This is a genomic window from Actinomycetes bacterium (genome assembly GCA_036000965.1).
Taxonomy (GTDB): domain Bacteria; phylum Actinomycetota; class CALGFH01; order CALGFH01; family CALGFH01; genus DASYUT01.
Map to the genome: position 1 here is coordinate 1 of DASYUT010000241.1, position 2556 is coordinate 2556.

Here is a 2556-nt window from a genome sequence, read left to right on the forward strand (position 1 = left end):
AGCTGGCCCAACCCGAGGACCACCCCGGCGTAGCCACCACCCAGCAGCACCGTCAGCAGCCCGTAGCTCAACGCGCGGCTGATGATGCGGTCCAGGTCGTACAGCCGGTAGCGGGCGATCGCCGCGCCGATCGCCACCGGCAGGACCGCCACGCAGACGCTGCCCACCCAGCCAGCTAGGACAAAGGCCCCCAGCGCCAAGGCGGCCAGGACGACCACCGTCACCAGCGCCACCAGCCCTGCTGCCAGCGCCACCCAGCGCAGCTGCTGGCGTTCGATGCCGCGGGCGCGGCGAAAGCGCACCACCAGCGACCCGGCGGCGACCACCACGGCCAGGTTGGTGACCGCCAGGGCGACCTGGTGGGCGACTAGCACGACACCGCCGAAGGCATGCAGGTCCAGCGGGTTGTCGACCGCCTGGTACGACTGACCCAACGGGTTGGGCGCCAGTATCACCACCAGCAGACAGCCGACCGGCACGGCCACCATGATCCTGGCCCACCAGCGCCAGCGCGGCGAGGGCAGCGACCCGGTCGGGGTGAGCAGCAGGACAAAGCCGAGCGCGGCCCCGGCCGCCACGGCCGTGACGGGGTAGAACAGGGCCACGGCGCTGGCGGCTGGCAGGGCGCCAGGCCGGGCCAGCAGCCCATAGGGCGCATACTGCGAGGCCACCCCGCCCGCGGCCATGAACAGGCCCAAGGCCAGCAGCAGCCAGCCGACCGGGTGCGCTGGGCGGCGGCTGGCCAGCACCGCCCCGACCGTGGCCGCGCTCACCAGCGCAACCGCGGGGAGCGCGGCCAGCTTCGCCAGGTCGGGCCGGCCGGCCTGGCGAAGCAGGCGATCCAGCCAGACGGTCACGGCCAGGCCGAAGATGGCCAGCGCCCACAGCGTCCACGCCCACACGCCCAACCACCGGCGCAGCCGGGCGGGTCGGGCGGCAGGGTTCACCGCCATGGTCCTTGCTGCACGTAGCCCACCACCGGCACCGCCACCCTCCTAGCATCGCGGATCGCGTGCCAGTGTGGCCGACCTCCGTCTCGGTGACGTTACGGACGGCGGACCGGCCGCACAGCTTCGTGCAACAGGCTGTTAAGCGTCAACGTGTTCAGCGCGAAACCGTGCAGCGGCCGGATCGAGGCCGTTTCGCCGTTGCAGCGAAGCCGGCCCGTCGGCGCGCCGTGACCAGCCTCGGCCACGCTGGCAGCAGGACCCACGAGGGTCGTGCTTTCCAGAGACGAGGTCGCCATGCGACCAGCCCGCATCATCGCCGCTGTCCTGCTCACCGCCGCCGCGGTCGCCGTCGGCTCCTACGTCGCCTACTCCAGCACCCACCCCTCCGCCGCAGCATCCGCCACCACCGTGGCGCCTACCACGGCAGCGGGGACCCCGGCCTCCACCACGCCCACCGCTCCCACCACCAGGGTGACGACCTCCACCTCCGGCTCGTTCCACGCCGCGTGTGCCTCCCAAGTGCTCCTGCCGCTGCTCAAGCACAAGTTCGACAATCCCTCGAGCGAGCTCATCATCGTGCGAGCCGACATCAGGCGCTGCCGCAACGGCTACGCCCAGGTGTTCGCCATCCCCAGACAGAACCCGCCCGGGCATCCCCAGTACGACGCCGAGCAGCTCTTCCTGCGCGACGTCAACGGCTCGTGGCAGAGCGTGGCGGAAGGACAGGGAATCGCCTGTAGCGATGCCGACATCACTTCGGCGATGCTGCGCGCCTGCCGCGCACTCGACTACCCCACCGACACCACGCACCCGACGCCCGCCCCCACGCCGCGGATCTCCGACCCGGCGCTGGCGGCCAGGCACCTGTTCGACGCGTGGCAGGCACGCGACCGGCAGCGCGCGCTCCAGGCCGCCTCGCCCACCGCGGTCCGCGCGCTGTGGGCCATATCGCCCAGCCCTCGGCCCCGGTTCACCGGCTGCTGGTCCCAGAGCCTCGGCTTCGACTGCGTCTACTCATACCCCAACGCCAACGGCGTGTTCCACATCGACATGCGAGTCGAGGGCGGCGCCTCCGCGGGCTACCGCGTCGTCTCCATCGACGCGCCGCTGCGGTTCGCGAGCCCGCAGACCTCGGCCAGGCACCTGGTCGACGCCTGGCTGGCCAACAACCGGGCCGAGGCGCGCAAGGCCGCGTCAGCGACCGCCGTCGACGCGATGTTCAGCCTGGGGGACCGTCGCCACCCACCCACCTTCACGGGCTGCACCTACCGCAACTTCGGCTTCGACTGCGCCTACACCGTCCAGGGCGGCGCGCTCACCATGCGAGTCATGGGCGGCGCGTCCGTGGGCTGGACCGTCCAAACGGTCACCTCCCTCCACGCCATCGACGCCACACGCTGATCCCTGGGACCCTCAACAGGCGCACCCGAGACGGTGCGCCTGCCGGGTCTCTGTCCTCCCACCACCAAGTGCTCCAAGACCATGACGGCGACGGCGTGGCCAGCTTCGTGGCGCTACCCATCGAACCGAGCACCGCCGCCAGCCCGCACCCTTTGTGCAACAGCCTGGTAAGGGACAAGAGGGCTGGTTGTTCGGTACGGCCTGC

At 71.6% G+C, this 2556-nt stretch carries 2 protein-coding genes; one reads left to right on the forward strand and one right to left on the reverse strand.

All coding sequences use genetic code 11. The features are described from left to right. The coding region (locus VG276_21305; GenBank protein ID HEV8651861.1) for a hypothetical protein at positions 1 to 947 on the reverse strand (947 nt) is incomplete at its 3' end. Positions 948 to 1244: 297 nt separating this feature from the next. Here VG276_21305 and VG276_21310 point away from each other — a divergent pair. Continuing rightward, positions 1245 to 2351, forward strand: a complete 1107-nt coding sequence (locus VG276_21310; protein HEV8651862.1) for a hypothetical protein — start codon at positions 1245 to 1247, stop codon at positions 2349 to 2351. Positions 2352 to 2556 lie beyond the last annotated feature (205 nt).

What these genes read in the sequence shown, in the direction of transcription:
- VG276_21310 (HEV8651862.1), top strand. Translation starts at nt 1,245, where the DNA reads ATGCGACCAGCCCGCATCATCGCCGCTGTCCTGCTCACCGCCGCCGCG.